Genomic DNA, 17,144 nt, shown 5'->3' on the forward strand with positions numbered 1-17,144 from the left:
TATCTTTGAAATGTGTAAAGACAGAAAAAATGACGGTAAGCGAATTGACCAAAACCATAGAGAAATTGGCCCCTTTGGCAGATGCGGAGGATTTTGACAATGTGGGCCTCCTGGTGGGCGAACCCCATACCCAGGTCAGTGGGGTCCTGGTTACCCTTGACACTTTGGAAGCCGTGGTGGACGAGGCCATTGACAAAGGGTGCAACCTCATTGTGAGCTTTCACCCCATCATCTTTGGGGGGCTAAAAAAAATAACGGGCAAGAACTATGTGGAACGCACGGTGCTCAAGGCCATACGGCACAACATCTGCATCTATGCCACACACACCGCCCTGGACAACAGCTTGGAGGGCGTAAATGCAAAGATCTGCGAGGTACTAGGCCTTGGGGACACTTCCATTTTAATCCCCAAAAAAGACCATTTGGCAAAATTGACCACCTACGTGCCCAAAAAGGACATGGCAAAAGTACAGCAGGCCTTATTTGAGGCGGGCGGCGGAAACTTGGGCCATTACAGCGAATGCAGTTTCACGGTTCAGGGCACCGGTAGCTTTAAGCCCAATGAACAGGCGCAACCGGTTCTTGGAACAAAGGGAAAGCGCCATCTGGAAGAAGAGGTGCAGCTTTCCCTGACCTTTGAAAAACAACTCGAAAACAAACTCATCCAAGCTTTGCTAAAAAGCCATCCGTACGAGGTGGTGGCCCATGAGATCGTACACCTGGAAAACCGCCATCCCTTTAAGGGTTTGGGAATGGTGGGTGATCTGGAGCACCCCATGCCGGTCACGGAATTTTTGAGCCTCTTGAAAGATAGGATGCGGGCAAAAGTGGTGAGGCACACCGTTGTGCCGTACAAAACGGTGCAAAAAATAGCCGTGCTGGGCGGCAGTGGCGCCTTTGCCATCCACGCTGCCAAAATGGCGGGGGCAGATGTCTTGGTCACCGCCGATATCAAATACCATGAATTCCTCCAAGCAGAAGATCAATTGCTCATTGCAGATATAGGACACTTTGAAACTGAGCAGTTTACAAAAAATCTTTTAGTTGATTATCTTAAGAAAAAAATCCCTAATTTTGCAATCCATTTATCGGAAACGAAAACAAATCCCATCAAGTATTTTTAAATATGGCAAAAAAAGAAGAGTCTTCGGTTGAAGCTAAGTTAAGGGCCTTGTACGACCTACAATTGATAGATTCAAGGGTAGATGAGATAAGGAACGTTCGCGGTGAGCTTCCCTTGGAGGTAGAAGATCTGGAAGACGAGGTCTTGGGGCTCAAAACAAGGATGGACAAACTGAAGACCGACCTGGACAACATCAACTTTGAAATCGGTGCCAAAAAGAACTTGATCGAAGAGGCCAAGGCCCTGATTAAAAAATACGGCGAACAGCAGAAAAACGTTCGCAACAGCAGGGAATTCAACTCCATTAGCAAAGAATTGGAATTCCAGGAACTGGAGATTCAATTGGCAGATAAGAACATCAAGGAATTCAAAGCCCAAATAGAACAGAAAAAAGCGGTCATTGCCGAGACCAAGGATAAATTGGCAGAAAGGGAAGCCCACCTAAAACACAAGAAGAACGAGCTGAACGCCATTCTTGCGGAAACGGAAAAGGAGGAAAGGGCCCTCTTGGAAGAATCTGAGAAATACCAGGAAAAGATAGAGGAGCGCTTGGTGAATGCCTATGCCCGTATCCGCAGAAACGTGAAAAACGGTTTGGCCGTGGTACCCATTGAGAGGGGCGCCTCCGGGGGTTCCTTCTTCACCATACCACCACAGGTACAGGTGGAGATCGCCTCCAGAAAAAAAATCATCACGGACGAGCACAGCGGTCGTATCTTGGTAGATCCCGTATTGGCGGAAGAAGAGCAGGAAAAGATGCAAAAACTATTTGCCAAGCTCTAACCCACCACAGATCATAAAAAAAAGCCATCCTTAAACAGGGGTGGCTTTCTTTTTTGTACTATTTTAATTGCAGCTTCTGCCCCGATCATGTGTTGGTCCTTTGTAAGGAGGGCGCAACCTCCCCTAAGCCCAAGACTTGGACGATGGAAGAACGCCATGGCCAAGGCGATGGGGAGAAGATTTGCACACCGATGGGTTTGGCAAGGATTTGCGGGCGAAATGGAATTTTTAAGGCATCATCTGGGTTCCATAATACTGAGTGATATGAAAAAATGGGGGTGGGCAGTACTGTTACTGGGGTGTATGGCAAACGCGCAGGACCTGGGCAAACATCTATGGAAGGAACGGATTTTGTTGCTGATATCGAATGGGCTCGAAGATGCCGCGCTGCGCGCCCAATGGCGTGCCCTGCAAAAAGAACAAAAAGAACTGCGAAAAAGGGACCTGGTGGTGTACGTCCTTACCGATGAGGGCTCCTTTTTTCTGGGCGTTGATGGGGAAAGCGAGGAACCGGAACCCTTGGATGGCGTGGGCAGACCGGAACGCTACAAAGATGGTGTGGTGCTCATTGGCAAGGACGGGACAAAAAAAATGGAAAGACCCTTTCCCGTAAGGCCCAAGGATATTTTTAACCTGATCGATGCCATGCCCATGCGCAGGGCAGAAATGAACAAAAACAAGCAAGATGAGCCCTAAAACGAGAACAACCGAGATGGTCTATCTCTTCCTGGCCATTATCGGTTTGGCCGGCACCTGGTACTTTAATGCCCAGTTCTACCTAACGGGCGGGGACACTTCCATAACCCACTTCATCGCGGAGGTGGTGACCACGATCCCGGCAAAGTCCATTGCGGCAGACATCAGTGTGGTGGCCATGGCCTTCCTGTTCTTTATGGTGCGGGAAAGCAGGCGCATAAAACTAAGGCATTGGTGGATTTTTATACCCTTGACATTTTTTGTGGCCCTGGCCTTTAGCGTTCCCTTGTTTCTGTATTTCAGGGAAAGACAATTGCGCCGCCATCCCTTATGAGGTTTCCAAAAGGCCCAGTATTTTTGTTTCCACGGTCTCGCTGTCCCAGATTTGGTCAATATTGGGCATTTTCATGACCTCTGCCATAATGCCCTCTTGGACATCTCCCAAAGCCAAGGCCTCTGCATAGGGCCGTTCCGAAAAAGTGACCCGGCTATAGGCGGGAATCCATTTGTCCGGGTGCTTGGTGGCAAAATGCCGTTCTATCTTCTTTTGGAGCAGGAAATCGGTATCTGCGGTTTTGCTGCTCATCTCCATAAAATTGCGATAGCTCAGTTCCGCTATGGCATCGGCGTTGGGCTTACGGGCTTCTTGATAGCGCGAAAAAATGGTCTCCCAATCGTCCCCATGATCCTCTATGAGCTGTTGCAGCACAAAAATATCCTCAAAGCCGGCGTTCATGCCCTGTCCATAAAAGGGAACCACGGCGTGGGCAGCGTCTCCCACCAATGCCACCTTGTCCCAATAGGTCCACGGGTAGCATTTCATGGTGACCATGGCACTGGTGGGATTGTTGAAAAAATCGCCCATTAGGTTCTCTATATTGTCCTGCACATCCGGAAAATAGGTGGCAAAAAAGACCTTTGCCTCCTGCTCCGTGGTCAATTTTTCAAAAGACACCTCCCCTTCAAAGGGCATGAACAGGGTACAGGTAAAGCTACCGTCCAAATTGGGCATGGCTATGAGCATGAACTTCCCCCGTGGCCAGATATGGAACGAGTGCTTGTCCAGTTTATGGCTGCCATCCGGGTTTGCGGGTATGGTGAGCTCCTTGTAGCCCACATCAATGAAATCCTGGGAATAATCAAAACGGCTCCGCCGCTGCATTTTATGTCTTACCCGGGAAAAGGCACCGTCGCAGCCAAACACCATATCGTAGGCGTGCGCCCTCCATTCGCCCTTTTCCGAAGCACCGGTATAGAAGGTTGCCTCCGGAAGGTCAATGTCCCAGACCTTTTCATTGAAGCGAAACTGGGCACCGGCACCCTCGGCCAGATCGATCATCCGTTTGTTGAGCAAACCTCGGGAAATGGACCAGATGGCCTCTCCCTGCTTCCCGTATTTTTGATAGTATTGTTCCTGGTCCACCACGTGCATGGCCCTTTTGTCCAACGGAATGGCCAGTTTTTTTATGTCATCCTCCAGGTCCACTTTTCGCAGCGCCTGCCAACCGCGGTTGCTCATGGCCAGGTTGATGCTGCGGCCCGAGAATTTTATGTTGCGGATATCGGGCCTCCGATCAAAAACGGTGACCTTGTGGCCGCCCCGCTTTAAATAAATGGCCAAAAGGGAACCCACCAAACCCGAGCCAATGATGGCAATGTTCTTAGATGTTTGCATAGTGTGCGTTACGCAAGGGTTAGCGCCAAAAATAAGGCTTTGGGCCGAGATGCCGTGGGCTGGCCCCAAAAATCACAATTTTTCCAAATTTATGAAAGGTTTAACCGTATTCTTGTTTAAGATATTTATATTTTCGTAAAACAAAAATAAGGATATGCTGCATTATACCAAAGAAGACCTTGGGCTGTTGAACTCCCGCTACCGGGCCAATATGATCAATAGCTGCACCGGTTACAAATCCTGTAATTTACTGGCCACCCAATCGGCCCATGGAACCAGCAACCTGGCCGTATTCAACTCCGTGGTGCACATTGGCAGCAACCCGGCCATGCTGGGCTTTGTGCTAAGGCCCCTTACTGTGCGGCGGGACACCTACAACAACTTCAAGGAAACGGGCCATTTCACTGTAAACCAGGTCAATGCCCCCATGATCAAAGGGGCCCACGCCACGGCGGCGAAGTATGATGAAGGGGTTTCCGAATTTTCAAAATCGGGCTTTACCGAGGCGTATTTAGACGGGTTTGCCGCTCCCTATGTAAAGGAAAGCCACATTAAGATAGGCTGCAGCTACAAGAACGAGTACAAGATTGCCGAAAACGGTTGCTTGCTGATCATCGGGGCCATTGAGCACATCTACTTGGAAGATGGGATGGTGCACCAAGACGGCTGGGTGCAATTGGATGCCACGGACACGGTTTCGGCCGTGGGGGTGGATGCCTACGCGCTGCCCAAGATCGTGGACCGTTTTTCCTATCCCCGTCCGGACGAAGCGCCCAAGTCCATTCTTTAGATGGCACACAAAAAACCACATTTGCCCACCAAGACCTGCCCCGTTTGCCAACGGCCCTTTGCTTGGCGCAAAAAATGGGAGAAGAATTGGGAGCAGATCATCTACTGTGGCCAACGCTGCCGTAGAAACAAGGGAAAGACAGCCGTTCCTTGAGCGCGGGGCGGTCCCGCATAAAGCAAAGAGGGCCCTTACCCTACCATCTGTCCAAGTTTTGGGACCGAAAGTACAGCAAGGCAAAGGAGAAAGGGAAGATGTAGAATGAGATAATCAAATGAAAAGGAAATGGAAGAAGACAACAAGGCCAACGCGTTAATCTGGTTCCGAGGTGATTTAAGGGTGCTGGACAACAGCTCCGTAACCGCCGCCTGTAAGGACAACAGGGCCATTGCCGTTTATTGTTTTGATCCGCGGCACTACGATGTTTCGCCCTATGGGTTCAAAAAGACCGAAAAGTTCAGGGCACAGTTCCTCATCGAGACCGTGACCGCCCTGCGCAATGAGCTAGCGCAACTGAACATTACCCTCCTGGTCCATGTTGACCGACCTGAACATGTGATCCCGGAACTGGTCAAGGCACATGGCATCCAGCGTATTTATGCCCAGGAAGAGTGGACCCGGGAGGAGAAGGAAGTCACGGAGGCAGTGAAGGCAACGCTGGGGGGCGGCATCAGCTTTAAAACACATTACGACCAGTTTCTCTTTCACCCGGAAGACCTTCCCTTTTCCGGTTTTGAGGCCCTGCCCAAGGTATTCACCGCCTTCAGGAAAAAATGCGAAAAATACAGCCGGGTGCGTGCAGAGGCCACCGTACCGCAGCCCATGCCAAAAGACAATAGGTTGCCCAACACCCCCATTCCCCGGTTGGAAGACCTGGGCCTGGAAGCCTTTGAGACAGACCCCAGAACGGCCTTTCCGTTTCATGGAGGGGCCGCTGCGGCAAGGGCCAGAATGGACCACTACTTCTGGGAAACAAAAAAGCTGGCCCATTACAAGAAGACCCGCAACGGACTCTTGGGCACGGACTACAGTTCCAAACTTTCACCCTGGTTGGCCAACGGAAGCCTATCGCCAAAAACGGTGTACTGGGAAGTAAAACGCTTTGAAAGGGAAGAGACCAAAAACCAGGATACCTACTGGCTCATCTTTGAGCTCATTTGGCGCGATTTCTTCAAGTATGTGTCCCTAAAGCACGGCAACGCCATTTTCTTGCAGGGCGGCATTCTCCAAAAAGACTATGAATGGCATTTTTCCAAAAACAAAATGGAACAATGGATCAATGGCAGCACACCAGAAGCTTTCGTGAACGCCAACATGCGCGAACTGGCGGCCACGGGATGGATCAGCAACCGGGGCAGACAGAACGTGGCCAGTTTTTGGGCCAAGGAATGGCAACAGGACTGGAGGTACGGGGCCGCGTACTTTGAAAGTGTGCTGCTGGACTATGACGTGCACAGCAACTGGGGCAACTGGATGTACAACAGCGGCGTGGGCAACGATCCCAGGGACCGCAAGTTCAACATTGCCCGCCAGGCCGGTATGTACGACCCACAGGGCAAGTACCAGCGTTTGTGGCTACAGGAGACCCTTTTTTAAGGGTTCCCTTCGTGGGCAAAACCAAACGAAAACGGCCCGTGGCCAAGGCCAAAGGAATTTCAGGATGCCGTCCCGGGGTCCTGACCAACATCAGCAAAAAAAAATGAAGACACTTAGACTTGTTTTGGGCGATCAACTGAACCAGCAGCACTCTTGGTTCAACAAGGTGGATGACAACGCAGTTTACCTCATGGCCGAGATGCGCCAGGAAACGGATTACGTAAAGCACCACATACAAAAGGTGACCGCCTTTTTTCTGGCCATGCGCAGTTTCAAGGATGATCTGGAGGGCAAGGGGCACCGTTTCATCTACCTGGACATTGGCAACGATCGCAACCCGCAAAAGCTGGAAGAGCTCATACACCAGACCTTAGAGGACATCGGAGCCGAGAAATTTGAGTACCAGCTACCGGACGAGTACCGGTTGGATGTGCAGTTAAAGGCCATTTGCGCAGCATTGCCCGTGCCCACCGCGGCTGTGGACACCGAGCATTTTTATACCCAACGCGAAGAACTGGCCCAGTTCTTTAAAGGGAAAAAGCAGCTGGTCATGGAATCCTTTTACAGGATGATGCGCAAAAAGCATGACATCATGATGGTGAACGGCCAACCGGACGGGGGTAAATGGAACTACGACCAGAGCAACAGAAAAAAATGGAAGGGCAACCCCGGCATACCCCAGGAGAAAGGCTTTAAGAAAGAAGTGGGAAGCTTGCTGGCAGAGATAAGGACAGCTGGGGCAACCACCTTTGGGCACATTGACGAAGATCAATTTTCTTGGCCCACCAGCCGGGCCGATTGCCTTTCCGTCCTGGACCATTTTTGCCAGGAACTGTTGGTGCATTTCGGTGATTACCAAGACGCCATGCACACCCGGCAGAAATACCTTTTTCACAGTCGCCTCTCCTTTGCCATGAACTCAAAGATCTTATCCCCAAAAGAGGTCATTGACAAAGTGCTGGAGCATTATTATGCGCATACGGAGCACATAGCCATTTCACAGGTAGAGGGCTTTGTGAGGCAAATATTGGGTTGGCGGGAATACATGCGGGGCATTTACTGGAAGGAAATGCCGGGATACGCCCACCTGAACAAATTGGAAAACCACCATCCCCTACCCGACTTCTTCTGGACCGGCAACACCAAAATGAACTGCTTAAAGCATGCCATTGGCCAAAGCCTTACAGATGCCTATGCCCACCACATACAACGGCTCATGGTCATTGGCAATTACGCCCTGCTCACCCAAGTAGATCCCGATCAAGTGGACGCCTGGTACCTTGGCGTGTACATCGATGCCATTGAATGGGTGGAGATCACCAATACCAGGGGCATGAGCCAATTTGCAGATGGCGGCATCGTGGCCACAAAGCCCTATGTGAGCAGTGCCAACTACATTAACAAGATGGGCAATTACTGCAGTGGCTGTGCCTACAAGCACACCCAAAAGGTGGGTGAGGATGCCTGTCCCTTCAACGCGCTTTATTGGAACTTTCTGGATGCCAAGAAAGAACATTTCAAGGACAACAACAGAATGGCGATGATGATGAATTTACTGCATAAAAAAGATAAAGCTGAACTCCAAGAGCTTAAAGAAAGAGCCCAAGACATCATGGAAAACCCGGATCGGTTTTAAACATATTATCGTAAAATTCGACCTTAAATTTTGGGGCAACCCAGGCTTATGCACGGGTACCATAAAGAGCACACAATACATGGCTTTTGAAGCATCGGGAGCGGTGATTTTCAACCTGCACTGCCTTGAGCACCATTCCTTTCTTAAACTGTTTCAGCACTTTCCGTTTCAAAATCAGCCAAAGAAATGATACAGTGTTATTGGCCTTTTAAAAAGAAAAATCAGGCTTTAGGAAATGGTGTTAAAAACGCATAACCAATTAAGTCCCACCGTTTCATTTGGAGAAAAACACCTTCCGCTGGGCTATCCAAGACGCCAATCCGCTAATGGAAAACCTATTCAAAATCAACAAATAATGGGCGAAAAAGAGCCCCTGATGCATCGGGGTATGGCGAAGGCAAAAAGTTTAAACAACTTCTTTAGAAGCAGGTAGTAAAAAGAAACGATGTAGCGGCCAATTTTCAATTGGGAAGTGGTATCATTATACCAATGGAGGGAAAACCCACCCTAAAAAAGGGCCATTGCGCTTTGAACGGCATTAACTGACTAGTCAAAAAGCTTGCTGCACAGGGAAAATTACTGCCAAACAGCAGGGAAAAGAAGGTTTTAAAGCCCTACACAATGCAAATACAATGGTTTAGAATCCGATAAACTTAAGCAACATATCTGTAGTTTTAAACTAAGTCCAGCTTATGCAATTTTTGTTTCCTTAACGCTGGATTGCTCTATTTTTTTTGTTCACGCAAAATAGAGGCATCCTATTTTAGGATTTTCCTAATTGAACCGCACTGAAGCATTTGCTTACCAAAATAAGGGTTCCTTATTTCTTTTTCTGCACTTAACCACAACGCACCGGAATTATTATCTGCCATTGGACAAAACTGCACATAAAGGGTACTATGGAATTCATTTTGTGCTTTTAGCATGGTTATCAGCGCCTTGCTAAAACCTTTAAAACTTGACCTAAGGGATTTTAAATCGGTGCTATTGCTCATTTTTGTCAATTCCTTATCCAAGCTTTCCCCATTTGATATGGACTGCTTTTTAACAGCGGTAAATTTCAGGTTGAATTCTTCAACATAGGTCATTGCTGTCTTATAATTATCTGCAACCATCGCGTCCTTTAAGAGAAAATAATGCTGCACCAACTCCCCTAAAGGCTTGTTCACATCCTCAGGACCACTAAGGGCCATATTACCTCCGTAGGATTCCATATCCTTATTGGACCTTGGAAGGATGTCTTTATCATCAGCCCCTTGAAACGTATGGTTCATCATAGAAGGTTTTCCTTGGAGCTGTGCTGCGGCATCGATATAAAAAGTACCATGGGACACAATTTCATCACCCTTGGACAAGCCTTCCAACACTTGGTATGCATCATCATAACTTGTTCCCAATTCAATTTCCACAAGTTCAAAAACATCCTCTCCCTCTATGGGCTTGCGATATACCAATGATCTTTTCCCTGTCCAGATGATGGCAGTCTTGGGGATCTTGATCATTTTATCTTGGGTTGTTTGCACCTGGGCATTAACGAACATCCCCGGTTTTAGAAGACCCTCGGTGTTATTGATGACCACACGGGCGCTCAAAATTCTCTCGTTGTGTTTTACCCTTGGCGTTATGATATCTATTTTGCCCCGTATTCCTTTTTTGCTTATTCCTGGCCCGCTAAGGCCTACGCTGTCCCCAACCTTGATCAAGGGCAATTGATGCTCATAAACATCCAACATTGCCCACACCGTTTTAAGGTTTGAAACTTTATACAGAGGAGCACCTTCTTGGTAAAAATTTCCCTTTTCCGCATACACCTCCAAAACAATACCATTAAAGTCCGAAACCAACGGAAAACTAAATTTGGGATCATCATTTTTAAAAAGCTCCTCTACTTCCGCGTCCGTTAGTTTCCAAAGTCCATCCGTGTTTCTGGCGGCCCTGTACAGTTCGTAATGCGTTTCCCTGTAGGATTTGGCCGTTACCAACTTATCTTGAGGGGAATACAGCTCAGGGGAATAGACCGTTCCTATCCTTTCCCCTTTTCTTACCACTTCCCCGGGAATATTTTTGGAAAGAAAATCCAATCTGCCCGCATATACACTGGTTTGCACGGCATCCGTATTCCCATTGGTACGGATTTCGCCTGAAAGGCTTAAGGTCGACACCGATTTTTTCTCCGAACCAACAGTGTACGTTTCCACACCGGCCATGGCACTGGCCTCCTTGCTCATGGAGAATAATTCCGAAGGATAGCCACTGGTCTCGGCACCCAGAACAAGATCCATCCCGCACAAGGGACAGGCATTGTTTTCCTCCTGCTGTACTTGGGGATGCATGGAACACGTCCAGTACTGTACCGTTTTGTTGTTTTTGGTTTCATATAACTCCTCCCCTCCATCTAAAACGGAGAAAAGCAGATAGCCTAGCAACATTCCCACCAATACCATACCTAAGCGCAAAACTATTGTCTTTGCCATACTACTCTTCTTTTATGATTGATTTGGACAGTTTGGCCTCCATCCTCCAGCTGTACAACAACGGCACTATGAACAGGGTAACCAAAGCGGTTAACATACCGCCCAGGCATGGAACCGCCATGGGGATCATGATCTCCGAACCCTTTCCGGTGGACATTAAGACCGGAAACAGTGCCAAAATTGTGGTGGCCGTGGTCATAAGACAAGGCCTTATTCTTTTGTTGCCCGCCGCTATTACCTTTTGCCTAATCTCATGAACATTCTTAGGTGTACCTTTCTTAAAATTTTGATCTAGATACGTCGCCATGAGAACGCCGTCATCGGTGGCAATCCCGAACAGTGCTATAAAACCGATCCAAACGGCCACGCTTAAATTAACGGTACGTATGTTGAGAAAATCCCTAAAGGTGTTTTCTCCCAACCCGATATCAAAAAACCAGGACTGTCCGTAGAGCCATACCAGGATAAAGCCACCTGCAAAAGCTACCGCGGTACCGGAAAACACCATAAATGAAGTGGTTACAGAACGAAATTGAATGTAAAGAATTATCAAAATCAATGCAAACACCAAGGGGATGACCAAGCTCAAGGTCCGCTCTGACCGCAAGTGGTCCTTATAACTGCCCGCAAACTCATAATTTATTCCTACGGGAACAGCTAGTTCATTGTTGGCTATTTTGTTCTGTAATGTACTTCCAATACGATTTACAATTTCAACTTCGGAGAGTTGGTCCAATTTATCAAAGGTGACATAGTTCACTAAAAAGCCATCCTCCCCTTTTATGCTTTGGGGTCCTTTTTCGTAGTAAACCTCAGCCAATTGGGACAAGGGCACAGGACTTCCTACCGGGGTATCTATCAGAATATCTCCAATTTCACTGGGAGACCCGCGTAATTCCCTGGGATACCGGACTCTAACGGCATACCGCTGCCTACCATCAATGGTTTCGGCAACCGTTTTACCACCTACGGCAATGGCTACGGTCTCCTGAACATCTTTTACAGAGAGACCAAATTTGGCAATATTCTTCCGCTTGGGCTCAATAAGTAGATAGGGTTTACCAACAATTCGCTCCGCAAATACCGTATTGGGAAGCACCCCTGGTATTTCCTTGAGTGTTTTTTCCAGCTCCAATGAAAAAAGTTCCATAGCCTGTAGATCTTGTCCATAGACCTTAATGCCCAGATTGGACCGCATACCCGTTTGCAACATTACCAATCTTGTCTCAATGGGCTGTAATTGCGGAGATGTTGTAATGTTGGGCAGCCTTGTCACCGCAGTGATTTCGCTCCAAATATCCTGCCTATCCTTGATGTGTTTTCTCCAATTTCTATAATAAGCACCGTCCCCATTGGGAACAAGCGTTGTTGTTGCAACACCGGAGCCCGGCGCTACGGTATCGCCCTGTACGGTTAAAAAGCCCCCCTTGCCATCGGTTTTAAACCTCATTAGGTTTCCTTGTTCATCCAATGCGTATTCCGGTTTTATGGCAATAAGATTTTCATACATGGAGAGCGGGGCCGGATCTAAGGCAGAGTTCACCCTACCCGCCTTGCCAACGGAAAAGGCGACCTCTGGCAACGTGGCCACTGCCCTGTCCAGTTGCTTGAGGGTATTTGTTATTTCAGACACCCCGGCATACGGCAGGGAAGTGGGCATTAGAATAAAATCCCCTTCATTTAATTTGGGCATAAATTCCTTTTGTACATTGGACATGGCCAAAAACCCCAAGAACACCACCACCACGGGAAGCACCAAACTTTTTCGCTTATTTTCCAATACCCAAGATAAGAGGGTGGTATAGTGCCTTAAAAAGAAATACAAGGGCACCAGGACCAAAGCCAAAAGAAATAAAACAAAGAGCAGATTTAACAAAAAGTGACTGGTAGGGCCTAGGGGTTGCCAATAATAGGCCAATACCAAGGTGATCAGGGACAGGCCCAAAAAACGATTGATGGCGTTTCTTTTTGGCGTCGTAAGCACATCAAAACTGTGAAGTAGGTACACCGTTGCAAAAGGCAGTACGAGAAATGCGGTTGAACTCAATAGAAACCCACCAACGATTCCAAAAAGAGCAAGTATTATTTGGATGAATAGCGATAACCTCCTTTTTTTGGGGAACCTGTAATGAAAAATGGCCATTATAGCCGGCACTACCGTAACCGCCAACAGGATAGCGCCCGTTAATGCGGCGGTTTTTGTAAAAGCCAAAGGAAAGAACAATTTTCTTTCTGCACCGGTCAACATAAAGACCGGTATAAAACTCAATATGGTGGTTATCCCGGCCGTAAGAATGGCACCTGACACCTCGTTAGCGGCCAAAATAATGGTCTTGCCCAAGGGTTGGTCAGGATGTTTTACTTTTAGGTGTCTTATAATATTTTCTGTCATTATAATACCCATGTCCACCACGGTTCCTATAGCTATGGCAATACCGGAGAGGGACACAATATTGGCATCTACGCGGAACACCTTCATCATGATAAAGGTGAACACCACCACCAAGGGCATTAAAGAAGATACGATGATGGAAACCCTGAGACTTCTTAACAAGAGGAGCACCACAATGATGGAAATAAGGATTTCCAGGGTGATGGTGGTTTCCAGGGTCCCCAAGGTATCCTCTATTAAATTGCCCCTGTCATAAAAGGGTACAATGGTTAATTTTGAAGTGCTACCGTTGCGGAGTTTTTTTGATGGAAGCCCTTTGCCAACAACAGCTATTTTATCGCGTAAATCTTCGATGACCTTTAAAGGATTTTCCCCATAACGGGCCGTTACCACACCCCCTACGACCTCGGCACCGCCCTTGTCCAGAATACCTCTCCGGTCTGCGGGGCCGATCGTTACACGGGCCACATCCTTTATTCTGATCGGCTTAAAATTGGATACTTTAACCACCGCCTCTTCCAGGTCCGTTAAGGAACTTATTTGACCCAGACCACGGACAAAATATTCCATTTTGTTAATTTCAATGGTTTCAGCACCAATATCCAAGTTACTTTCCCGGGCCGCTTTTACCACCTCTTTCAACGATACCTTGTACCTACGCATTAATTGTGGATCTACATCTATCTGATATTCTCTGACATACCCACCTATGGAGGCCACTTCTGCCACACCATTGGTGGATGCCAGGGCATTCTTAAGATAAAAATCCTGTATGTTCCTTGTATCCTGTAGGCTCCAACCGCCGGTTACCCTTCCCAATGAATCCCGCCCTTCAAGGGTGTACCAAAAAACTTGCCCTAAAGCTGTGGCATCCGGTCCCAGACTGGGCTGCACGCCCAAGGGCAACATGCCCCTTGGCAAGGCCGTGAGTTTTTCCAATAATCTTGCTCTTGCCCAGTAAAAATCGGTCCCATCCTTAAATATCACGTAAATACTGGAGACCCCGAACATAGAACTGCTCCTAACGGTCTTCACTTGGGGCAATCCCAACAAATACGTTGTTAAGGGATACGTGATTTGGTCCTCAATGTTCTGTGGGGATTGCCCTTGCCATTCCGTAAATACAATTTGCTGGTTTTCACCAAGATTCGGGATCACATCCACAGAAACCTTCATGTCCGAAAACAAATCATTTGAACTGTGAAACGGGCTGGTTATAAAACCAACAAAAAGCAACACAAATACCAGGAGTACCGCTACGATCTTATACTTTATGATCAAACTAATAATTCGCATAGCTATTTTTAGCCTTGGCTCGCCCAGTACTAACATACAAACAGTAAAATAATTGCATTCATACACAACTATTTACATCAGCTTTTAGCATTGAACAACGTCCATTTCCAACACCAAACATATAACTATGGAACTTGGTGAACAGGCCGTGCATTGGCGTATCCTCCCCATTTTGGAAAAATGAATTCTAGGGTTGCCCATAGCTGGCAACCCTGCACAACATTGACCCGGGCGGCCGTATCTTTCTATTTTCAATTATTGTGGAACCGCACCATCTAAACCTTGAATTCTATAAACCTGGCCCAACCACATCCAAGTGGGTAAAATACAGATGTCCAGGCCCTGGGGAAATGTAAGAACAAAGCGTGCTAAGATTGTACTGCTCCTGATTGGTCAATGCGACCAACCCCGGTTTTCAAAACAAACCTCGCACCACAACTATGTAAACGGTCAAGCAACACTCAACGGAAGTTCTAAACACCAACAAGGAGCGCATCTACCTTATGCCTTAACCAACTGGAAGTAATAGTCTTACACAGTGCAAAAGGTGTCTTACAAACAAAAGGTGAGTCCTTTCCTTAATCCAGGATGTTAGTTTTGTGACCTAGGGTAAGAGTCTCATATTTCGACCCTTAAAACCGTACTTATAACGGGTTTTTTGTTCAATTTATAAGGTAAACAAATACTTTTCGCACACTCAAAAAATATCACAAATGATAAAAAAATACCCAATGACCAAACTTTTTTCGCTCAGCTTACTCCTGTTTTGGGGAAGCATTTTGGCACAAAACCCGAGCCAAGTGGGCGAGTGGAGTGAACCAATTCCATTCGGACTTGTACCTGTGGCAGTGGCAAATTTACCGGACGGCCGTCTGCTTACCTGGTCGTCAAGGTTTAGAGAGTCCGGTTTTGACCAAAACGACGGAGCAACGTTTACAGAAATATTTGACCCCGCCCAAGGTCTAAATGGCAGGGCGTTGGGAACACAGATATCTGACAACAACCACAACATGTTCTGTCCGGGCATCAATAACCTGCCCAACGGAAATCTTTTGGTGGCCGGTGGAGGTTCCGCTCCAAAGACCACCATTTACAACGTACAGACCAATAGATGGGAAACCTCGGACGATATGAACGTTGCCAGGGGGTATCAGGGAAATGTAACCTTGCCGGATGGTAGAGCCTTCACCATTGGCGGACAATGGAGCGGAGGGCCCTCTGCCAAAGATGCCGAAATTTGGACTGAAGGTCAAGGCTGGAGAAATCTACCCGGAATACCGGAATCGGTGCTTTTTAACCAAAATGATTTACAAGGACGTCCTGTAAGGCCTGCAGACCACGCATGGTTATGGGTAGGTCCCAATGGGAAGGTGTTCCATGCCGGACCAAGCGAAGACATGCATTGGTTTGATCTTAATGGAAATGGTTCGTCCACCTTTGCCGGGAAAAGAGCGAATGATACCTATTCCATTACAGGTACCACGATCATGTACGATATAGGTAAAATCCTAAAGGTAGGAGGTGCTTTGAATTATCAGCAGGGCTTTCCCGCAAAGGACAACTCTTTCGTAATCGATATCAACAACGAGAACAACGTAACTGTAAGCCCTACGGCCAACAACTTACAATTATCCAGATCCTATCATAACAGCGTAGTCCTACCTAACGGAGAGGTAGTGGTTACCGGAGGTTTAAGTACTTCCAGTATTTTTACCGATGCTGGGGCCCGTTTCGAAGCGGAAATCTGGAACCCGCAGACCAACCGCTGGAGAACCGTGGCAGGGATGCAAATTCCGAGAACATACCATAGTGTGTCCATTCTTATGACAGATGGTCGGGTCTTCGTTGGTGGGGGTGGTCTTTTCTTCGGGGGTGGAAATCAAAACCATCTTGATGCGGAAATATACAGCCCTCCATATCTCTATGATGGCAGCGGCAACCTAGCACAACGCCCTACACTAAATGCTCCTGCGACAGCAGGTGTAAGTCAACAATTCACGGTGAACGGTTCCGATGACATTACTGAATTTTCTTTTATACGAATGTCCTCGGCAACGCACAGTACCAATAACGAGCAACGCAGGGTGCCGGTCAGTTTTACAAAAAACGGCAACCAGTATATCTTAAATGTACCAAATGCCAATATAATAACGCCCGGGTATTATATGCTTTTTGCATTGAACGCCAACGGAGTTCCAAGTATCGCCGAAACCGTTTTGGTCGGCAACAATGGCACGGTCACACCACCACCGCCACCGCCGGCGGTTTCCGGCACCAACCTGGCGCCAGAGGCAGAGAGCATCACGGTGTCTTCAGTGTTCTCCGATGCCTACCCGGGTCAAGGCGCCGTGGACGGGGTCACCGGACAGATAGACGGCAACGAATGGGCCAGTCTCGGCGAGGAGAACCCATCCATAAGGCTTACCTGGAACAGAACCTTGACCACTGCCCAGATCGTACTCTTCGATAGGGCAAACACCGTGGATCAAATAAACGGGGCCATACTGAGGTTCAGCGACGGAAGCACCATAAACGTGGACGCACTTGACAACAATGGGGCAGCTAGGCTCATAGAGTTCCCAGAAAAGACCGTTACCTGGGTAGAACTGGACATTACCAACGGTGCCGGCGCAAACGTGGGACTATCGGAGTTCGAGGTCTATGGCGAATATACGGATGACGGTGG

Annotated in this window: 12 protein-coding genes; 9 read left to right on the forward strand and 3 right to left on the reverse strand. The window is 47.8% G+C overall.

Features of this window, described 5'->3' with window-relative positions:
- Nucleotides 1–29 precede the first annotated feature (29 nt).
- From ACKWCC_RS06175 to ACKWCC_RS06190, 4 genes are all read left to right on the forward strand, one after another.
- Nucleotides 30–1,124, forward strand: coding sequence for a Nif3-like dinuclear metal center hexameric protein (locus tag ACKWCC_RS06175; protein ID WP_413995038.1), 1,095 nt, complete (start codon nucleotides 30–32; stop codon nucleotides 1,122–1,124).
- Between the two features lie 2 nt (nucleotides 1,125–1,126).
- Nucleotides 1,127–1,906 (forward strand): zinc ribbon domain-containing protein, encoded by a 780-nt coding sequence (locus tag ACKWCC_RS06180; RefSeq protein ID WP_413995039.1) that lies wholly within the window; start codon nucleotides 1,127–1,129, stop codon nucleotides 1,904–1,906.
- A 303-nt stretch (nucleotides 1,907–2,209) separates the two neighbouring features.
- On the forward strand, nucleotides 2,210–2,602 hold the full coding sequence (locus ACKWCC_RS06185) for a DUF4174 domain-containing protein (protein ID WP_413995040.1): 393 nt from the start codon (nucleotides 2,210–2,212) through the stop codon (nucleotides 2,600–2,602).
- A complete protein-coding gene (locus ACKWCC_RS06190) occupies nucleotides 2,592–2,936 on the forward strand; it encodes a DUF2834 domain-containing protein (RefSeq protein WP_413995041.1) in 345 nt (114 codons plus the stop codon). The genes ACKWCC_RS06185 and ACKWCC_RS06190 overlap by 11 nt, the downstream gene beginning before the upstream one ends.
- Here the strand turns inward: ACKWCC_RS06190 and ACKWCC_RS06195 are convergent.
- On the reverse strand, nucleotides 2,931–4,277 hold the full coding sequence (locus tag ACKWCC_RS06195) for an FAD-dependent oxidoreductase (RefSeq protein WP_413995042.1): 1,347 nt from the start codon (nucleotides 4,275–4,277) through the stop codon (nucleotides 2,931–2,933). The genes ACKWCC_RS06190 and ACKWCC_RS06195 overlap by 6 nt on opposite strands.
- A 154-nt stretch (nucleotides 4,278–4,431) precedes the next feature.
- Here ACKWCC_RS06195 and ACKWCC_RS06200 point away from each other — a divergent pair, with 154 nt between their 5' ends.
- The 4 genes from ACKWCC_RS06200 (at nucleotide 4,432) to ACKWCC_RS06215 (ending at nucleotide 8,296) form a co-directional block, all read left to right on the forward strand.
- Nucleotides 4,432–5,067 carry a flavin reductase family protein gene (locus tag ACKWCC_RS06200; RefSeq protein WP_413995043.1) on the forward strand — a complete coding sequence of 212 codons (636 nt, stop codon included), beginning with the start codon at nucleotides 4,432–4,434 and terminating at the stop codon, nucleotides 5,065–5,067.
- The gene (locus tag ACKWCC_RS06205; RefSeq protein ID WP_413995044.1) at nucleotides 5,068–5,220 is read left to right on the forward strand and encodes a DUF2256 domain-containing protein; all 153 of its coding nucleotides are present in this window, start codon (nucleotides 5,068–5,070) and stop codon (nucleotides 5,218–5,220) included.
- Nucleotides 5,221–5,349: 129 nt separating this feature from the next.
- Nucleotides 5,350–6,660, forward strand: coding sequence for a DASH family cryptochrome (locus ACKWCC_RS06210; protein WP_413995045.1), 1,311 nt, complete (start codon nucleotides 5,350–5,352; stop codon nucleotides 6,658–6,660).
- Between the two features lie 103 nt (nucleotides 6,661–6,763).
- Nucleotides 6,764–8,296, forward strand: a complete 1,533-nt coding sequence (locus tag ACKWCC_RS06215; protein ID WP_413995046.1) for a cryptochrome/photolyase family protein — start codon at nucleotides 6,764–6,766, stop codon at nucleotides 8,294–8,296.
- 758 nt (nucleotides 8,297–9,054) lie between these two features.
- Here the strand turns inward: ACKWCC_RS06215 and ACKWCC_RS06220 are convergent.
- Both ACKWCC_RS06220 and ACKWCC_RS06225 read right to left on the reverse strand, forming a co-directional pair.
- Nucleotides 9,055–10,770: an efflux RND transporter periplasmic adaptor subunit gene (locus ACKWCC_RS06220; RefSeq protein WP_413995047.1), complete on the reverse strand. Its 1,716-nt coding sequence runs from the start codon at nucleotides 10,768–10,770 to the stop codon at nucleotides 9,055–9,057.
- Nucleotide 10,771: 1 nt separating this feature from the next.
- A complete protein-coding gene (locus tag ACKWCC_RS06225; protein ID WP_413995048.1) occupies nucleotides 10,772–14,458 on the reverse strand; it encodes an efflux RND transporter permease subunit in 3,687 nt (1,228 codons plus the stop codon).
- A 977-nt stretch (nucleotides 14,459–15,435) separates the two neighbouring features.
- Here ACKWCC_RS06225 and ACKWCC_RS06230 point away from each other — a divergent pair.
- On the forward strand, nucleotides 15,436–17,144 hold a 1,709-nt coding region (locus ACKWCC_RS06230; RefSeq protein ID WP_413995049.1), incomplete at its 3' end, for a DUF7402 domain-containing protein.

Source organism: Maribacter aquimarinus (assembly GCF_047345505.1).
In the GTDB taxonomy this organism is placed as follows: Bacteria; Bacteroidota; Bacteroidia; order Flavobacteriales; family Flavobacteriaceae; genus Maribacter.